The following is a 14,476-nucleotide window of genomic DNA, read 5'->3' as shown; positions in this document are numbered from 1 at the left end:
GGCCTCAGGTTCGGTGTTAACGGCATGCGATTTCTGCCTTTGTAGTTAACGCCTCTTCGGAGTCAATTAAGCGACTTCATTAAGCATAGTTATAACAGTTCATTTCTTTAAGTAAAGAATATTGGGCAAGTGTCTATTTCGAGGTTAAGCGATCGGAGATCGATCTTTCTGCTTGATTGTCGAGCGAGGTAATTGTCTCTCATGAACTTTATTCTTTAAAAATCAAGCTATTATTTTTTTGCTGGGTTTTTGGTCCGTTTTTCTAACCGGTCTCAAGTATGGTTGTCTTTTATATTAGTTTGGAATATTGGGCAAGTATTAGCAATGAATAGGCTAACGGTCATCTATCAAATCGCAATACAGTGAACCTATGGTTTGGTGAGTGAATGAACATGCCTTACGTTTGTAGGGTGATGAAAGCACTCAAGAACACTATTTGGAGTCATGATGAATAACAAAAGCAATACTCAAATCCCTGACGTACTGCAAGCCGGTGTATTTCAAGGTCGAGGCATTTTCGAGTTTGGTGAAAAGAATGAAGCGTATGCGGATTACTTTACCGGTACGAGTTATCTGGCGTTGCTCAATCAGCCTGGTCTTATCGTGGCAAACGTAACGTTTGAACCAGGGTGTCGCAATTTTTGGCATATTCATCATGAAGGTGGGCAGATTCTGTTAGCGACAGGAGGGCGAGGTTGGTATCAAGAATTTGGCCAACCAGCACAAGAGTTGAATGTTGGCGATGTCGTGCATATCGCGCCAGGTACTAAGCATTGGCATGGCGCAGCTAAAGACAGTTGGTTCTCACATGTAGCAATAGAAATACCGGCTGAAGGCGCAAGTAATGAATGGTGCGAACCAGTCTCTGATCAAGAGTACATGCAACTAAAGTAGCCCGAGCAAGTTTTCAGTGAGAAAAGGGAATCTCGATGAGACAAGCATACCGTTTCAATCAGTGGGTGAGATGCGTTTTGGTGAGTAGTGCCTGGATGTTCCCCTGCATTGTAAACGCAGAAGTTAATAGCGCTGGATTGGAGGAAAATATAGTGAAAATTCGTTTTATTTTCGATGATTGCAGTGTTTTAGGTACATTGAAGAGCAGTGCGAGTACAGACGATTTTGTTCGTCAATTGCCTCTAACATTAGATCTACAAGACTACGCAAATACAGAGAAAATTGCTTACTTACCGAATAAGTTAACTCGCGAAGGCGCACCTTCTGGAACTCAATCAAAAACGGGTGACATCTCTTATTACGCCCCTTGGGGAAATTTGGTTATCTTTTATAAGGACTTTGGTTACGCGTCTGGGTTAATTAAATTAGGTCAAATCGATGATGGGATTCATTGCTTTATTTCGAAAGAAACAAACCGTGTCACGATCGAAAAAGTAAATTAATGACCTAGTTAACAATGTGAATTATTAATGTAGAAATCAGAACGCTAATAAATATATTTCTAGAACTTCTATGGATTAGAACACCGTTACATAATGGAATTTTGATATGAAAGCATTAAACAAATCTGTTAAATCAATATTAATATTGGTGCTCACTATGGCAACACTATGCACAACGAATATCGCTTCAGCATCAGAAATATTCAGTGATAAAGAGCGAGCTATTATTCCTATTTCTGCTTTTACTGCGAGTGGTGAAATAGAAAAACTAACACAAAGCCTTAATGATGGGTTAGACGCAGGCCTAACGGTCAACGAGACAAAAGAAGTGCTGGCTCAGTTGTACGCGTATGCTGGATTTCCGCGCAGTTTGAATGGACTAGCAACATTTATGACGGTGTTGGAGGAACGTAAAAGCCGAGGTATTACCGATATCTTAGGGCGAGAATCAAGCGCGTTACCTAACGATAAAACCAGCTTAGAATTTGGCGCTGAAAACCAAACACAACTTGTTGGTGCAGAAGTAAAAGGCGCGCTATTCGATTTTTCTCCGCAAATTGATGAATACCTAAAAGCACATTTGTTTGGTGATATTTTTGAACGCGATGTGCTCACTTGGAAAGAGCGTGAAATTGCTACGATTGCAGCATTAGCAAATATGAACGGTGTTAATAGCCAATTAGCAGTTCACTATAATATCAGTATGAATAACAATGTTTCTCTTAAAGAGTTAGAGGAATTTATTGTTGTATTAAATGAGTGCTGTGGTGAAAGTGTGTCTAACAATGCTCAATCGGTCCTAAAAACAGTTTTGGAAAAATAAATATTATTTGGCCAATCATATCAATTAGAAAGGAATTCGTTTTATGAAAAATAAATCATCATTGTTTATTTGGTCTGTGCTGTTGTCGACGGGATTTATGCTTCCAATCGCTCAAGCAGCCGATGGTAACTCATCTTCGCAGCAAGTTTATCGCTCTGCTGATCAGAAATCGTTTCAAGGACCTGAAAACCTATTTACCGGGAAAGTTAACGTCGAGATGTTGTTTCCTGAAAACGAAGTTGCAAACTACAGCGCCGCCTATGTCACTTTTGATGCAGGAGCTCGAACCGCTTGGCATACTCACCCTGCAGGACAACACATGATCGTCACTTCCGGTACCGCACTTACAGGAACGCGTGATGGGCATGTAATTCGATTTGCTGCTGGTGATAGTGTTTGGTGTCCTCCTGGTATCGACCATTGGCACGGTGCAACACCAAATGCGCCAATGACTCACCTAGTGGTTACGGCGTCAAAAGACGGTGAAAACGTTATCTGGAAAGAGCAGGTCACCGATGGTCAGTATGCAGCAGGACAGTAATAACCAAGGCCACGTTTTTATAGTGAGCGCAGAGCTTTTACTCTGCGTTTTTTATTGTCTTGTTGGGCCAACCAAGCGCATTTCCCAATCCTCGACTTCGCCAGTTTCTAGGCGGCGCTCGACCAACTTGCCCCAAGACTCGACTAACGGCAGTTCAGACAGCTTAGTGAGTTCTTCTCTATCTAAACAGCCAGTGAAAACCGCGCCCATGATGCGAGCCAATGGCCATTCTGGATAAGGTCTTTCACACAGAATAATCTCGTCACCTGCACCGATATCGCCTTCTTCCAATACTCGGAAATACCAGCCTGTTCGAAGCGTATCTTGCAGTCTTCTCGCCATGTCGTGTTGGTCAAATCGTACGTTAAGTTTCCAACAAGGCATGCGACCTTGCGACACTTCAAGTAGTGTTGAGCCGATACGGATTTTATCTTTCAAGCAAATCGTGGATTCGGTGACGCCCTCGGAGCTGATGTTTTCGCCAAAGCCGCCAGCGGATTGGAAAATAGTTCTTTCGCCTAATTCTTGTTGCCAGATTGGGTAGTGCTCGCTTGGGTAAATATGAAGCGCTTTTTGAATCCCACCATGAAAGCGCGGATCGCCTTGCTCATCACTGGTAAAACCAAGCTCTGTTGCGTGCTGGCGCTCGGGCAACACTTGTTTGTTGATTGCGCTTTGCGCTCCATGAGCATAAGGGACAGTTTTCCCTGCTAGCACAGCTTTTACGACGCCGATTTTCTTCATGTAACCTCCTTATTATTTGAATGAGAGATAAAGTGTTTACCTTCATTCGCGATGCGGAGCATGATAGCCTAGTGAACTTGTGTCGGAATAGGGATGAAAAGACAATCAACAATGCTAACTCGCCAAATTGATTCGAAGTCAGGCGTCATGACCTCCAATGAAATGATGGCCGCGAATCCCCATTCTCCTGTTTTGGTGAAAACCATCGACATGCCAAAAGGTTACATTGATGCGCTACATCAACACACTTGGCATCAAATCATCTTTCCTATCAAAGGGTTATTGCAAACGCAAACGGAGCATTATCAGCATTTGGTTCCGCACACTTCTGCGTTATTTGTTCCTGCGGGTGTTCAACACGAGTCGATTGCTCTGAGCAATACGATATTTGTTGGCATTTACCTCAACCCTGCGTTTGGCGCAACGTACGAGCCACAAGTGAGAACCATTGCTTTAACGCCGTTTTTAAATGAGCTTTTACAAGAGATCCGCAGACAGTGTGAAGGTGAGACAAGCCACGAAGAAGTGCTGCATTTGCTGGCGGTGTTGCATGATCAAATTTTGAAAAGCAACGTGCAGACATTTCAGTTATTACTGCCACCAGATCGCCGACTAAAACTGATTTTCGAGCAACTGACTGACGAGCCCGCGTTGAGCTGTTCGCTAAAAGAGTGGGGGGAGAAAATTGGGGCGTCTGAGCGCACTTTATCACGGTTGTTCGCCAAGGAATTCAACACTTCATTTCTGCTTTGGCGGCAACAAATTCGGCTGATTTACTCGCTTTCTTTGTTAGATGAATCGTTGCCAATCCAAGCCATTGCAGACCTAGTGGGTTATCAAAACGACTCCTCCTACATCAAAGCATTTAAAGCCTATTTTGATATGACGCCACAACAGTTTAGAGTGAACGGCGCATCGCGCAGGTAGAAATACAGAGCTTCGACTTCACTTAATGCTTTTGAGAAGAAGTCGCGAAACGTCCCTTTTTAATTTCAATTACATGGTATGAATAACAATGGCACCAACGATAAATACTCGAGTGAATCAATTCTGTTTTGGTCAGCCCAAAACGTCGCTGTCGTTGGAAAAAGAGCCCCTCAAACCGCTTGTTCAGGGCAAGATTCGGGTGAGGCTCGAAGCTACAAACATTAACCCAAGTGACTTGCTTTCCATTTATGGTGTTGGGCAATACCGCCGCGTTCACGTACCACCTCGCGTGCCGGGATTTGAAGCGGTTGGGCGTGTGGTGGACGTCAGTGCTGTTGGTCAAACTGGCCTTCAAGTTGGGCAAAAAGTGTTGGTGGCGATGAGTGGTACTTGGCAATACTGCATAGATGCTTCGCCTGAGAATCTTTTTCCGCTACCTGAAAGTTTGGATAACGGCTATGCCTGCCAGTTGTACATCAATGCGCTAACCGCGTGGGTTATCACCACGAAAGTGGCTAAGTTGAACAAAAGTGATGTGGTGATCATCAATGCGGCAGGGTCAGCGATCGGTAAGATATTTGCCCAGCTTGCTCATTCACTGGGTTTTACACTGATTGCTGTGACTTCAAAGCCAGACGAGTATCCATACGATACGATTCCAGTGTTGGACGCGAAGCAAGACTTACACGTGCAACTGCAAACGCGCAAACTGCCACAACCAACGGCCGCTTTGGATGCGATAGGCGGTGAGGCTGGCACGTATCTCATTCGTACCTTGAAAGAAAACGGTCAATACATCAACTACGGAACGTTGTCGTTGGCGCCTTATACGCCGGCGTTTTTTGAATCGATGAAGACCAACAACATCGACTTTAGCACCTTCTTTTTGCGATATTGGGAAGAGTCGGTAGGTAAAGGCGGGAGAAAAGCGGTATTCGCTGAAATGTTAGACCACTTTATTGCCAACGATATAAAGTTAAATGTAGCGTCTGAGCTGCCACTAGAGGATTTTCAAACTGCGATTGAAATGGTTGAGCAACGCTCATCGGCAGTGTCAGGAAAAATCATTTTGACGCTATGAATTACAGTGAGTCTGTTGAGAAAAGGGAGGATAAAATCCTCCCTTTTTGATGGGTTATTTGTAATGATGGGACTATTTTAGATGGAAAATTTGTTCTGTTTCGAGCGATGTCATCGTACGTACTTGACGCCAAATGTAATAAAAAATACCGAACATCATTAACATGCTTGGAATTGCAATCATCGGGTAGCTGTAAAGCGTCATCTTACCCAACTCTTCATTAAAGGCAGCCGTGCCCGAAGGACTGGTCACGATCCAAGTCGCAAGGAAGTAGTTCATCGCGGATGAGAACGCAAAAGTACTCGCAAACAGATAGTTTGATGACATTAGACAACGTTCAAATGCCTCTGATTGACCGTTCTCTTTCAAGCGTTCGTTAATCAGCGATAAATTCAATACCGTGTCATTCAGTACTAACTTCTGCATCAGTGGGTAGCGGGTAAACGTTGAGCCCAAAACCGCTAAACCGATCAGGCCAGGGATCAGGGCTTCTTTCAAGGCTAACCAACGTGTATCAAGCTCTAACAAGCCAATGCCGCCAGTTAATAAAACACTGATAAAGCCAAGTGCAGAAATAAAGTTAAATTTCTTGTTCCGGACAAGGTCCATACCGCCGTAAATGATAGGAAATAGCAAAGCGACAACCAGCGCCATTGCTGTTCCTAGGTGTTCATCGCCGCTAAACTTCATCAAAATAAAGGAAGGGATGAATACGTTAAAAAGAATCTCGAATAGGGGATTCGGCTTTTTCGCCGTTGTGTTACTCATAATGTTTTACTGACTCTACTCTATGTCGGCTGTTATTGTACTTTGACGAGAAGTGTTCATCTAGTCGCGCTTGATGTAAAGCGTTAAAGCGCCGAGTTGTGTAACGACTTATGAAATAGACCGGAGCATAGCCAGTTAGTTGACATGATTGACTACTTTTTTGTGTCTTAATCGCGCTCCCTCTGCGCAATGATCTGATTGCGTGCTCTGAATAATCGAGTCGCCACGGTGTTGTGATTAAGCTCTAATACTTGAGCAATTTCATTATGATTAAACCCGACTACGAGTTTTAAGACCAATGGCTCTCGGTATTTGGGTTCGAGAATCATCATTTGTTTTTGAAGCCAATCTTGTGCCATGTCGTGGTCACTGCCAGGGTAGGTTTTTGCCTGTATTACACACTCATCAATATCGACAAAATCGTACTGCTTTTTATCAAAGCGCCGAGCATTCTCACGACGCAAAATGGTGATGAGCCAAGGCTTCGCGGCATTGGGATCATTTAAGTTATCAAAGAATCGCCACGCTTTCAGGAAGGTGTCTTGCGCCAAATCTTCAGCAAGGTGATGATCTTTGCATAGCCAATATGCGAGACGATAGATATCTTGGTATCGCTCCTTCGTCAGTGCTTCGTATCGTTTGTGTTTTTCCATAGCATTAAGATCAGAAGTGTAGAGCTGAGCAGCAGGTAACCTCTGAAGCTTCGAAGGTTACCTGCGGTTTCGTTCTTGCCCGCTTAAAAGGGCTGGGTAGAAAAACGTGAGTATTGAAGGGCGTCTGCGACTTCTTGAGCTTTAGATTCTGAAGTCATGAGATGCAGCAATTTAAGGGCGGCTTGATAGCTAACTAGGCTGCCGTTTGAGGTGATGACACCCTCATCAACAACAAAATTCTGGTCGACCTGTACATCAACTGCTGGATAGTCTTTTTGTAATCCGTTTTCACCTCCTGCCCACGTCGTCGCTTTCTTACCGTTTAAAAGGCCAGCCTCGGCCAATAGATACGCACCAGAGCAATTACTTGCCATCCAATCTGCCGCCTTTGATGTGGTTTGAATAAAGTGAATGAGATCCTTGTTTTCGATTAGCGCATCCATGTCGTAGCTGGATGTTAAAACCAGCACGTCGAGTTCCGGCTGATCGCCAATCCAAGCATCCACACCAATTTTTAATCCCTCTTCAGTGGTGATGGTTTTCTGCTCAGAGACGGAAATAGTGAGCACTTCATAATCACTAAACCAAGTCAGCCGACTTGCGACGCCAAAGACCTCTAAAGGCGCAGTAACATCAGAGGTCAGTACGCCGTCGTAAACTAGAATGCCAATGCGTTTATCCGCCGCATGTGCCGTTTGAAGCATCCCAAAGAATAGGACTAAGGTCGCTATCAATAGTTGTAGTGCATTCTTTAATCCATTTTTACCCATTATTTTTTCCTCGCTAACAGAGCATCAAGTTATTGAGATTCATTATATTTGGGCTGATTGGTGATTGAATAGCCACTTTGTCTTTACTAAAGTGAATAAAGTTCACGAATGGAGTGCACGAGTTTTATGGATAAGATACGGTCCCTACGATTTTTTATTGCCACTTTAGAAGGTGGCAGTTTTGCTGCGGCCGCCAAAGCGTATGGCACAGACCCTTCTACGGTGAGTAAGGCCATCCATCGTCTTGAAAGCGACTTGGGAATACAGCTTTTCCAACGTTCTACGCGACAGATCCGTCTGACAGAAGCCGGTCGTCGATACGCAAATACCGCTAGGTTTGTACTGGACGAACTGACGGCGTGTGAGGATTCATTGAAAAGCCACAATGATGCGCTTTCAGGACTGCTTAAGATTAATGTGCCGGTCTCCTACGGTCGCCTTTACATTCGCCCTTTATTAAAAGAGTTTTGTCGCCGCTACCCCTGCATCACTATCGATATTCATTACGATGACGCCTACGTTGATATTATTGAGCAAGGTATTGATGTGTCGATTAGATCTGGTGTCGTTCAGGACAGCCAGTTGATTGTGCGCCAGCTGAGCCCTATCGATTTTATCATTTGTGCCAGTCAGGATTACTTAGCGCGCCATGGTGTTCCGAGTGGCCCGGATGTATTCAATGACCATTCTTGGGTTCGTTTTCGTTTTAAACAAACGGGGAAACTGTTGCCGATTCGGATGCCAGAACCAGACGGTGCGAGTGAATATGACCCCGAAAGAAACTATATTGTAAATGACGGTGAATCCATGGCAGAGCTTTGCGCAGAAGGCTTAGGATTAACTCAGATCCCTCATTTTATCGCGAGAGACTGGCTTAAATCGGGGCGTTTAGTGCCGATATTTCCGAGTATGCGCCAAGCAGGAAATGGCGTGTATCTTCTCTATGCCAACCGGGAATATGTGCCTGCCCGAGTAAGGGTGTTCATCGATTTTATCACCCAAGCGATACAGGATATGGATGAAACGCCATTCCATACGTGGGCTGAAACGTTGCCGATTTACCAACCGAACCAAGGAGATTGAAAACTTCATGTGAGTCTTTGGTTAAAACACTCCAAGCCATATGGTGCTTTTATGGGTTTTTGTTAGGTTATTGGGCGTTATTATCGACAAGCGCAGTTTGCTCTTCGTCACTCATAAAGGAAAGACAATGCCAACTAAGATCTTAGTGCCAGTTTTGGCTCTACTTCTCAGCGCATGTGGCGGCGACGGGGAGTCGTCAGCACCTGTAGACAGCGGCTCTCAAAACACAGGTTCCACATCGTCACAAGGCACATTTGCCGAGCAGATGCTCGAAGCGGTCAACAGCGCTCGCTCTACTACACAACAGTGTGGCGCAACCACCATGCCACCTGTTGGGGCCCTGACTTGGAGCTACGCTTTGGAAAGCGCCGCTTATCGACACTCAAGCGACATGGCGAACAGCGATTTCATGAGTCACACAGGCTCCGATGGCAGCAATATGTCAGATCGAATCAACGCAACGGGCTATGCTTGGAGCGCTATTGGTGAGAATGTCGCCGTAGGGCAAAGTTCCATTAACGCCGTCGTTAATGCTTGGTTATCGAGCGAAGGTCACTGCCTAAATATCATGAGTTCGGATTTTGATCAGATGGGCGCGTCGCTTGTCGAAAATCACTCGGCAAGCTACGGGTATTACTGGACTCAGGTTTTTGCCAAACAGCGCTAATGCGATCAAGAAACCTGATAGATAAACTAAAACGCCAGCAGTAACCATCTGCTGGCGTTTTATTATTTACGTCTCTTTTAGCTTGTCAGGTTACGAAGTTTTGGATCATCCGTCAGGTATTCAACGAATTCGATCTCAAAACCTGCAGGGTCAACAAAATACACATTCTTGCGATATGGCTCATCAGCCCCAGGTTGGGCAATCGGATAACCTGCATCGGTCAGTCTTTTTGTGATGGCATCGACGTTGTTGGTCACATAAGCAAAATGCGCTAGCCCTACTTGGTGGCCGCCCAACTCGCGGTTCTCTCCTTCACCGTGGTCACTCATGGCAATGTATTGATACTCGTCGCCAAAATGTAGCCAGTTTCTTGGCTTACCACTCCATTCGCCTTTCCCCTCATCACGCACGTACCAATGTGGAAATGCAGTTTGATAAAACTTCAGCATTTCAGGGATGTTTTTCACGACTAAATTAATATGTTCTAGTTGGATCATGATGTGCTCCTTTTTGTCATTTCCTAGCCAACGATGAACATGCTAAAACCTCAAGTTAAGTTGAGGTAAAGAGCTTTTTTAAAATTTTTTAGGGTTGATATCTTTGGATCTTGATACATGGAGAGATTCGGTGGGGTGGTACTTGAATCTGCGAGTTGGGTTAGGTGCTTGCAACCCTCTTTCATCTTTTGTTCGTGCTAATCATTTTCGAGCGAGTTTGTGGTGAGTAGATTCCCAGTCTCACCTAGGTTCGCGGGAATGACGTGAAGAGAGCGCTAAACGAACAACGTCATTCTGAAGGAGCCTAAGCGAGTATTCAGAATCTATTTGCAGCGCGTTTCGATGCTGGTGGTGTGAATTGAATTATCCGCGATTGTAGAACTTGCCACCTTGAGCTCGGAGTGTTGAGATCTTTAGAGTTTGATACAAGCGAAGGTTAGGTGGGGTTGGTGGTTTGAGGTTGAGAGGAGGATTATGTTCAGAACCCTCTAACCGTTGATGCGTCACGTGTATGTGTGTAAATTTCTTTCGTTCAAGCTTACGATGGATAGATTCCCAGTCTCACCTAGGTTCGCGGTAATGACGTGAAGAGAGCGCTAAACGAACAGCGTCATTCTGAAGGAGCCTAAGCGATTATTCAGAATCTATTCGCAGCGCGTTGTGATGCTAGTGGAGTGAACTGAATTATCCGCGATTGTAGAGCCAGTCTCTCCAGTTTGAACTCGGAGTGCTGGAGGATGTACTTACACCCCTCCCCAAAACCAAAAAAGCCAGCAGTTAATACCTGCTGGCAAAGTCTTTGGGCTTCTAGGTCTTTTGATTTTATTTCTTGTTCCTCATCGCTGTCACGGTGCCCCGATTGGTTTTCCGGGGAAGAAAACACAGCACCGTGCGCTTTGTGCTCAAGAAATTGGAGATTAACCTTGCTTACGGATTAGGTAGTCAAATGCGCCTAAGCTTGCTTTTGCACCTTCACCCATCGCAATGATGATCTGTTTGTAAGGAACCGTCGTTGCGTCACCCGCTGCGAAGACACCTTCTAGGCTGGTTTCACCACGGCTACCAACTTCAATTTCGCCGCGCTCAGATAGGGCTACTTCTGAATCTTTTAGCCATTCTGTGTTCGGTACTAGACCGATTTGAACAAAGATACCTGACAGTTCAATCTCTTTGATTTCATCTGTGTTACGATCTTTGTACTTCAAGCTTGTTACACGAGTACCGTCACCCACTACTTCTGTGGTTTGCGCCATCGTGATGATGTCGATGTTTGGTAGTGAGTTCGCTTTGTCGATAAGCACTTGGTCTGCGCGAAGTACGTCTGCAAATTCAAGAACGGTTACGTGCTCAACAATACCAGCAAGGTCGATAGCTGCTTCGATGCCTGAGTTACCACCACCGATAACCGCGGTTTTCTTGCCTTTGAACAGTGGACCATCACAGTGTGGGCAGTACGCGACACCTTTGTTGCGGTACTCTTGCTCACCCGGAACGTTCATTTCACGCCAGCGTGCACCAGGGCTTAGGATGACACTCTTACTTTTCAGCGTTGCGCCGCTTTCAAGTTGGATATGAATCAAGCCATCTTCTGTGTGTGCTGCACCCATTAGCTTCTCAGCTTGTTGCTCAGTCACGACGTCTACGTCGTATTCTTTTAGGTGCTCGGCTAGGTCAGTTGCCAGTTTTGGACCTTCAGTACGTTTTACCGAGATAAAGTTCTCGATTGCCATGGTGTCCATCACCTGACCACCGAAGCGTTTAGCGACAACGCCAGTGCGAATACCTTTACGCGCTGCGTATAGTGCTGCTGCACTACCACCAGGGCCACCGCCGACAACTAGCACGTCGTATGGGTCTTTTTCGCTCAGTGCTTTGGCGGCTTTCTCGTTCGCGCCGTCATCTACTTTGTTTAGGATTTCAGTCAAAGACATACGGCCTTGACCGAATAGCTCACCGTTCACGAATACGCTTGGTACTGCCATGATGTCGCGTTGTTTCACTTCATCTTGGAATAGTGCACCGTCGATCATGGTTGCTTTCACTTTCGGGTTGATCGCCGCCATCATGTTGAACGCTTGAACAACGTCTGGGCAGTTTTGGCACGACAGTGAAATGAACACTTCAACATCCAATTCTTTATCTAGCGCTGCGATTTGTTCAATCACTTCCGGCTCGAGTTTAATTGGGTGACCACCAGAGTGCAGCAATGCCAATACCAGAGAGGTAAATTCGTGACCCATTGGTAGGCCAGCAAAGCGAAGTGCTGTGCCTTTTACTGGGTTGGTCACCGTCATCACTGGTTTACGTGCGCTTGCGTTGTCGTCACGTTCAACGGTGATAAAGTCGCTCATCTCTGCGATTTGGTTCGCCAGAGACAGAATGTCATTCGATGCTTTGCTTTCATCTAGACTAACCACTAGACGAACGTCTTCTTTTACATTAGCCAGATATTGTTTGAGTTGTTGTTGGATCGCTTGGTCTAACATAGTTGTTGTTACCTTAAATAAACAAAAGAGTGGTTACTCTGGATAAAATCAGTAGGGAGAGAGCAAACCAGGCAGAAGGTCGTCAAGGTATCTAACCTGGAATGCTCTCTAAGTTAAGCGTCAATTAGCATGTCAAATTGAGCTTAAATTCAGTGGCTTAGATTTTGCCTACTAGGTCTAGAGAAGGAGCTAGCGTCTCTTCGCCTTCTTTCCATTTCGCTGGGCAAACTTCACCTGGGTGTGCTGCTACGTACTGAGCTGCTTTCACTTTGCGTAGTAGGTCTTCTGCGTCACGACCGATACCTTCAGCAGTGATTTCCATTGCTTGGATAGTACCTTCTGGGTCGATTAGGAACGTTGCACGGTCTGCAAGACCTTGACCTTCACGCATCACACCGAAGTTGTTTGTGATGTTGCCTGTTTGGTCGCCAAGCATGTAGTACTGGATCTTGCCGATTGTTTCTGAGCTATCGTGCCAAGCTTTGTGAGTGAAGTGTGTGTCTGTTGATACTGAGTACACTTCAACGCCGCGTTTTTGTAGCTCTTCGTAGTGGTCTGCTAGGTCACCTAGTTCTGTCGGACATACGAATGTGAAGTCTGCTGGGTAGAAGAAGAATACAGCCCATTTGCCTAGAACATCTTGTTCTGTTACTTCAACGAATTCGCCGTTTTTGTATGCTGTAGCTGCAAATGGTTTGATCTTTGTATTAATCATTTTTACTTTCCTCAGAATGTTTTAGGGTGAGCAGTTCTTGCTTTCGGAAAGTATATTCGCATTGGATTGTGTTTAAGGAAAATTGCTTGTAACTATCCTATTGATAGTCATTTCCTATCTTTCTTAATAGAGAAACCCGATGTAAGTGAGTTTGCTTTGATAGGTTTTATTGAAGAGGAAGGCCAAGTGGTAATAGAGAATACTGATGATGACCTTTAAGATATCGTCTGGCTAAGATCGAAAGAACCTGCATCTCGGCAGGCTCTTTCTAATAGGAAGTGGGGAAGCTGATGCTTTTATTTTTTAGTTCAGATTGTCGAGCACCTTGCCGCACAACTTCTTCAGCATGATCATTTCATCCAGCTCTAACGTGATTTTACACATCATGGCGTTTGGCACTGACTTGGCTTGCTCTTTGAGGTCAAGACCTTGCTCTGTAAGGTTGAGTACGCGAACGCGCTCATCGGATTCACTACGACCACGCTCTACATAGCCTTTTGCTTCTAGGCGTTTAAGCAGCGGCGTGAGCGTGCCTGAATCCAAATGCAGTTGCGAGCCCAGTTCTTTAACGCTGGCACCGTCTTTCTCCCACAACACCATCATCACTAAGTATTGCGAATAAGTCAGATCAAGCTCGTCCAGCAACGGGCGGTAAGCTCGGATCACCGCATTTGCTGCACTATAGAGCGGGAAGCAAACTTGGTTTTCGAGTAAGAGTTTATCGTCGTTGGTCAGGGTGTTGTCGGTGTAACACTGGCTCATTGGCGTTGCCTACCTGCTCACAGAGAAAGAGAGTAACAAAATAAATTGTGCACAATATAGTTGCAAACGATCTTTACTTCGATATAAGATTGCAGGCAATTAAATTGTGCGCAACCTAAATTAAGAAGGACAATCGCATGACTACTCTATACAAAACTCAAGCTACTGCTTTGGCTGGTCGTAATGGTCAAGTAAAAACAGATGACGGTCTTCTCGATCTAGAGCTGTCATACCCGAAGGAAATGGGCGGCACAGGTGCAGCAACTAACCCTGAGCAGCTTTTCGCAGCGGGCTATTCAGCATGTTTTTCTAACGCGATTCTGCACGTAGCACGTGAAGGTAAAGTAAACCTGAAAAGTGCACCCGTAACAGCGGAAGTGGGCATTGGTCCGAACGATAACGGCGGCTTTGCACTAACAGTGAGCTTAGCGGTAGAGCTAGATATGCCACAAGAACAAGCATTAGAGCTAACGCGCATTGCACACCAAGTTTGCCCATACTCAAACGCCGTTCGTGGCAATATTGATGTTGCTGTTACAGTAAACGGCGAAGCGATCTAATC

At 45.2% G+C, this 14,476-nt stretch carries 17 protein-coding genes; 9 read left to right on the top strand and 8 right to left on the bottom strand.

Annotation, left to right across the window (positions count from 1 at the left end; genetic code table 11):
* Positions 1-444: 444 nt before the first annotated feature.
* The 4 genes from R2S67_RS02310 to R2S67_RS02295 all read left to right on the top strand — a co-directional run bounded on the left by R2S67_RS02310 (position 445) and on the right by R2S67_RS02295 (position 2,761).
* Positions 445-894 (top strand): cupin domain-containing protein, encoded by a 450-nt coding sequence (locus tag R2S67_RS02310; RefSeq protein WP_086015559.1) that lies wholly within the window; start codon positions 445-447, stop codon positions 892-894.
* 152 nt (positions 895-1,046) lie between these two features.
* Positions 1,047-1,397, top strand: a complete 351-nt coding sequence (locus tag R2S67_RS02305; protein ID WP_114322691.1) for a cyclophilin-like fold protein — start codon at positions 1,047-1,049, stop codon at positions 1,395-1,397.
* 106 nt (positions 1,398-1,503) lie between these two features.
* The gene (locus R2S67_RS02300; protein WP_317341998.1) at positions 1,504-2,220 is read left to right on the top strand and encodes a carboxymuconolactone decarboxylase family protein; all 717 of its coding nucleotides are present in this window, start codon (positions 1,504-1,506) and stop codon (positions 2,218-2,220) included.
* A gap of 43 nt (positions 2,221-2,263) precedes the next feature.
* Positions 2,264-2,761, top strand: a complete 498-nt coding sequence (locus R2S67_RS02295) for a cupin domain-containing protein (protein ID WP_005398244.1) — start codon at positions 2,264-2,266, stop codon at positions 2,759-2,761.
* 51 nt (positions 2,762-2,812) lie between these two features.
* Here the strand turns inward: R2S67_RS02295 and R2S67_RS02290 are convergent, their stop codons facing one another.
* A complete protein-coding gene (locus R2S67_RS02290; protein ID WP_114322693.1) occupies positions 2,813-3,505 on the bottom strand; it encodes an MOSC domain-containing protein in 693 nt (230 codons plus the stop codon).
* 111 nt (positions 3,506-3,616) lie between these two features.
* Between R2S67_RS02290 and R2S67_RS02285 the strand changes: the two genes are divergently transcribed.
* Together R2S67_RS02285 and R2S67_RS02280 are read left to right on the top strand one after the other, a co-directional pair.
* Entirely contained in the window at positions 3,617-4,432 is an 816-nt protein-coding gene (locus tag R2S67_RS02285) for a helix-turn-helix transcriptional regulator (RefSeq protein WP_317342140.1), read from the top strand.
* Between the two features lie 88 nt (positions 4,433-4,520).
* Positions 4,521-5,513 (top strand): zinc-dependent alcohol dehydrogenase family protein, encoded by a 993-nt coding sequence (locus R2S67_RS02280; protein WP_237308910.1) that lies wholly within the window; start codon positions 4,521-4,523, stop codon positions 5,511-5,513.
* A gap of 72 nt (positions 5,514-5,585) precedes the next feature.
* Here R2S67_RS02280 and R2S67_RS02275 read toward each other — a convergent pair whose 3' ends face one another.
* The 3 genes from R2S67_RS02275 to R2S67_RS02265 all read right to left on the bottom strand — a co-directional run bounded on the left by R2S67_RS02275 (position 5,586) and on the right by R2S67_RS02265 (position 7,704).
* Positions 5,586-6,281 carry a VC0807 family protein gene (locus R2S67_RS02275; protein ID WP_046875662.1) on the bottom strand — a complete coding sequence of 232 codons (696 nt, stop codon included), beginning with the start codon at positions 6,279-6,281 and terminating at the stop codon, positions 5,586-5,588.
* Positions 6,282-6,448: 167 nt separating this feature from the next.
* Positions 6,449-6,934 carry a sigma-70 family RNA polymerase sigma factor gene (locus R2S67_RS02270; protein WP_012842407.1) on the bottom strand — a complete coding sequence of 162 codons (486 nt, stop codon included), beginning with the start codon at positions 6,932-6,934 and terminating at the stop codon, positions 6,449-6,451.
* Positions 6,935-7,017: 83 nt separating this feature from the next.
* Positions 7,018-7,704 (bottom strand): DJ-1/PfpI family protein, encoded by a 687-nt coding sequence (locus R2S67_RS02265; RefSeq protein ID WP_046875663.1) that lies wholly within the window; start codon positions 7,702-7,704, stop codon positions 7,018-7,020.
* A gap of 126 nt (positions 7,705-7,830) precedes the next feature.
* Between R2S67_RS02265 and R2S67_RS02260 the strand changes: the two genes are divergently transcribed.
* Both R2S67_RS02260 and R2S67_RS02255 read left to right on the top strand, forming a co-directional pair.
* Complete coding sequence (locus tag R2S67_RS02260; RefSeq protein WP_317341995.1) at positions 7,831-8,787, top strand: LysR family transcriptional regulator; 957 nt, start codon at positions 7,831-7,833, stop codon at positions 8,785-8,787.
* Positions 8,788-8,914: 127 nt separating this feature from the next.
* Positions 8,915-9,454 (top strand): CAP domain-containing protein, encoded by a 540-nt coding sequence (locus R2S67_RS02255; protein ID WP_317341994.1) that lies wholly within the window; start codon positions 8,915-8,917, stop codon positions 9,452-9,454.
* Between the two features lie 77 nt (positions 9,455-9,531).
* Here R2S67_RS02255 and R2S67_RS02250 read toward each other — a convergent pair whose 3' ends face one another.
* From R2S67_RS02250 to R2S67_RS02235, 4 genes are all read right to left on the bottom strand, one after another.
* The gene (locus R2S67_RS02250; RefSeq protein WP_045545589.1) at positions 9,532-9,951 is read right to left on the bottom strand and encodes a VOC family protein; all 420 of its coding nucleotides are present in this window, start codon (positions 9,949-9,951) and stop codon (positions 9,532-9,534) included.
* A gap of 917 nt (positions 9,952-10,868) precedes the next feature.
* Positions 10,869-12,437: an alkyl hydroperoxide reductase subunit F gene (gene ahpF / locus R2S67_RS02245; protein WP_317341993.1), complete on the bottom strand. Its 1,569-nt coding sequence runs from the start codon at positions 12,435-12,437 to the stop codon at positions 10,869-10,871.
* Between the two features lie 157 nt (positions 12,438-12,594).
* Positions 12,595-13,152 carry an alkyl hydroperoxide reductase subunit C gene (ahpC, locus tag R2S67_RS02240; RefSeq protein ID WP_005395542.1) on the bottom strand — a complete coding sequence of 186 codons (558 nt, stop codon included), beginning with the start codon at positions 13,150-13,152 and terminating at the stop codon, positions 12,595-12,597.
* 303 nt (positions 13,153-13,455) lie between these two features.
* The gene (locus R2S67_RS02235; RefSeq protein ID WP_317341954.1) at positions 13,456-13,914 is read right to left on the bottom strand and encodes a MarR family transcriptional regulator; all 459 of its coding nucleotides are present in this window, start codon (positions 13,912-13,914) and stop codon (positions 13,456-13,458) included.
* Between the two features lie 137 nt (positions 13,915-14,051).
* Between R2S67_RS02235 and R2S67_RS02230 the strand changes: the two genes are divergently transcribed.
* Entirely contained in the window at positions 14,052-14,474 is a 423-nt protein-coding gene (locus tag R2S67_RS02230; protein ID WP_005374640.1) for an organic hydroperoxide resistance protein, read from the top strand.
* Positions 14,475-14,476: the final 2 nt, after the last annotated feature.

The organism is Vibrio sp. T13N (assembly GCF_032970445.1).
In the GTDB taxonomy this organism is placed as follows: Bacteria; Pseudomonadota; Gammaproteobacteria; order Enterobacterales; family Vibrionaceae; genus Vibrio; species Vibrio diabolicus.
The sequence above is the reverse complement of the archived record's forward strand: the minus strand, read 5'-3'. Positions and strand labels throughout refer to the sequence as shown.

Coding starts and splice junctions, on each gene's coding strand:
- R2S67_RS02280 (WP_237308910.1), top strand. CDS start 4,521: ATGGCACCAACGATAAATACTCGAGTGAATCAATTCTGTTTTGGTCAG.
- R2S67_RS02270 (WP_012842407.1), bottom strand. CDS start 6,934: ATGGAAAAACACAAACGATACGAAGCACTGACGAAGGAGCGATACCAA.
- R2S67_RS02235 (WP_317341954.1), bottom strand. CDS start 13,914: ATGAGCCAGTGTTACACCGACAACACCCTGACCAACGACGATAAACTC.
- R2S67_RS02250 (WP_045545589.1), bottom strand. CDS start 9,951: ATGATCCAACTAGAACATATTAATTTAGTCGTGAAAAACATCCCTGAA.
- R2S67_RS02230 (WP_005374640.1), top strand. CDS start 14,052: ATGACTACTCTATACAAAACTCAAGCTACTGCTTTGGCTGGTCGTAAT.
- R2S67_RS02290 (WP_114322693.1), bottom strand. CDS start 3,505: ATGAAGAAAATCGGCGTCGTAAAAGCTGTGCTAGCAGGGAAAACTGTC.
- R2S67_RS02310 (WP_086015559.1), top strand. CDS start 445: ATGATGAATAACAAAAGCAATACTCAAATCCCTGACGTACTGCAAGCC.
- R2S67_RS02285 (WP_317342140.1), top strand. CDS start 3,617: ATGCTAACTCGCCAAATTGATTCGAAGTCAGGCGTCATGACCTCCAAT.
- R2S67_RS02260 (WP_317341995.1), top strand. CDS start 7,831: ATGGATAAGATACGGTCCCTACGATTTTTTATTGCCACTTTAGAAGGT.
- R2S67_RS02275 (WP_046875662.1), bottom strand. CDS start 6,281: ATGAGTAACACAACGGCGAAAAAGCCGAATCCCCTATTCGAGATTCTT.
- ahpC (WP_005395542.1), bottom strand. CDS start 13,152: ATGATTAATACAAAGATCAAACCATTTGCAGCTACAGCATACAAAAAC.
- ahpF (WP_317341993.1), bottom strand. CDS start 12,437: ATGTTAGACCAAGCGATCCAACAACAACTCAAACAATATCTGGCTAAT.
- R2S67_RS02265 (WP_046875663.1), bottom strand. CDS start 7,704: ATGGGTAAAAATGGATTAAAGAATGCACTACAACTATTGATAGCGACC.
- R2S67_RS02300 (WP_317341998.1), top strand. CDS start 1,504: ATGAAAGCATTAAACAAATCTGTTAAATCAATATTAATATTGGTGCTC.
- R2S67_RS02295 (WP_005398244.1), top strand. CDS start 2,264: ATGAAAAATAAATCATCATTGTTTATTTGGTCTGTGCTGTTGTCGACG.
- R2S67_RS02255 (WP_317341994.1), top strand. CDS start 8,915: ATGCCAACTAAGATCTTAGTGCCAGTTTTGGCTCTACTTCTCAGCGCA.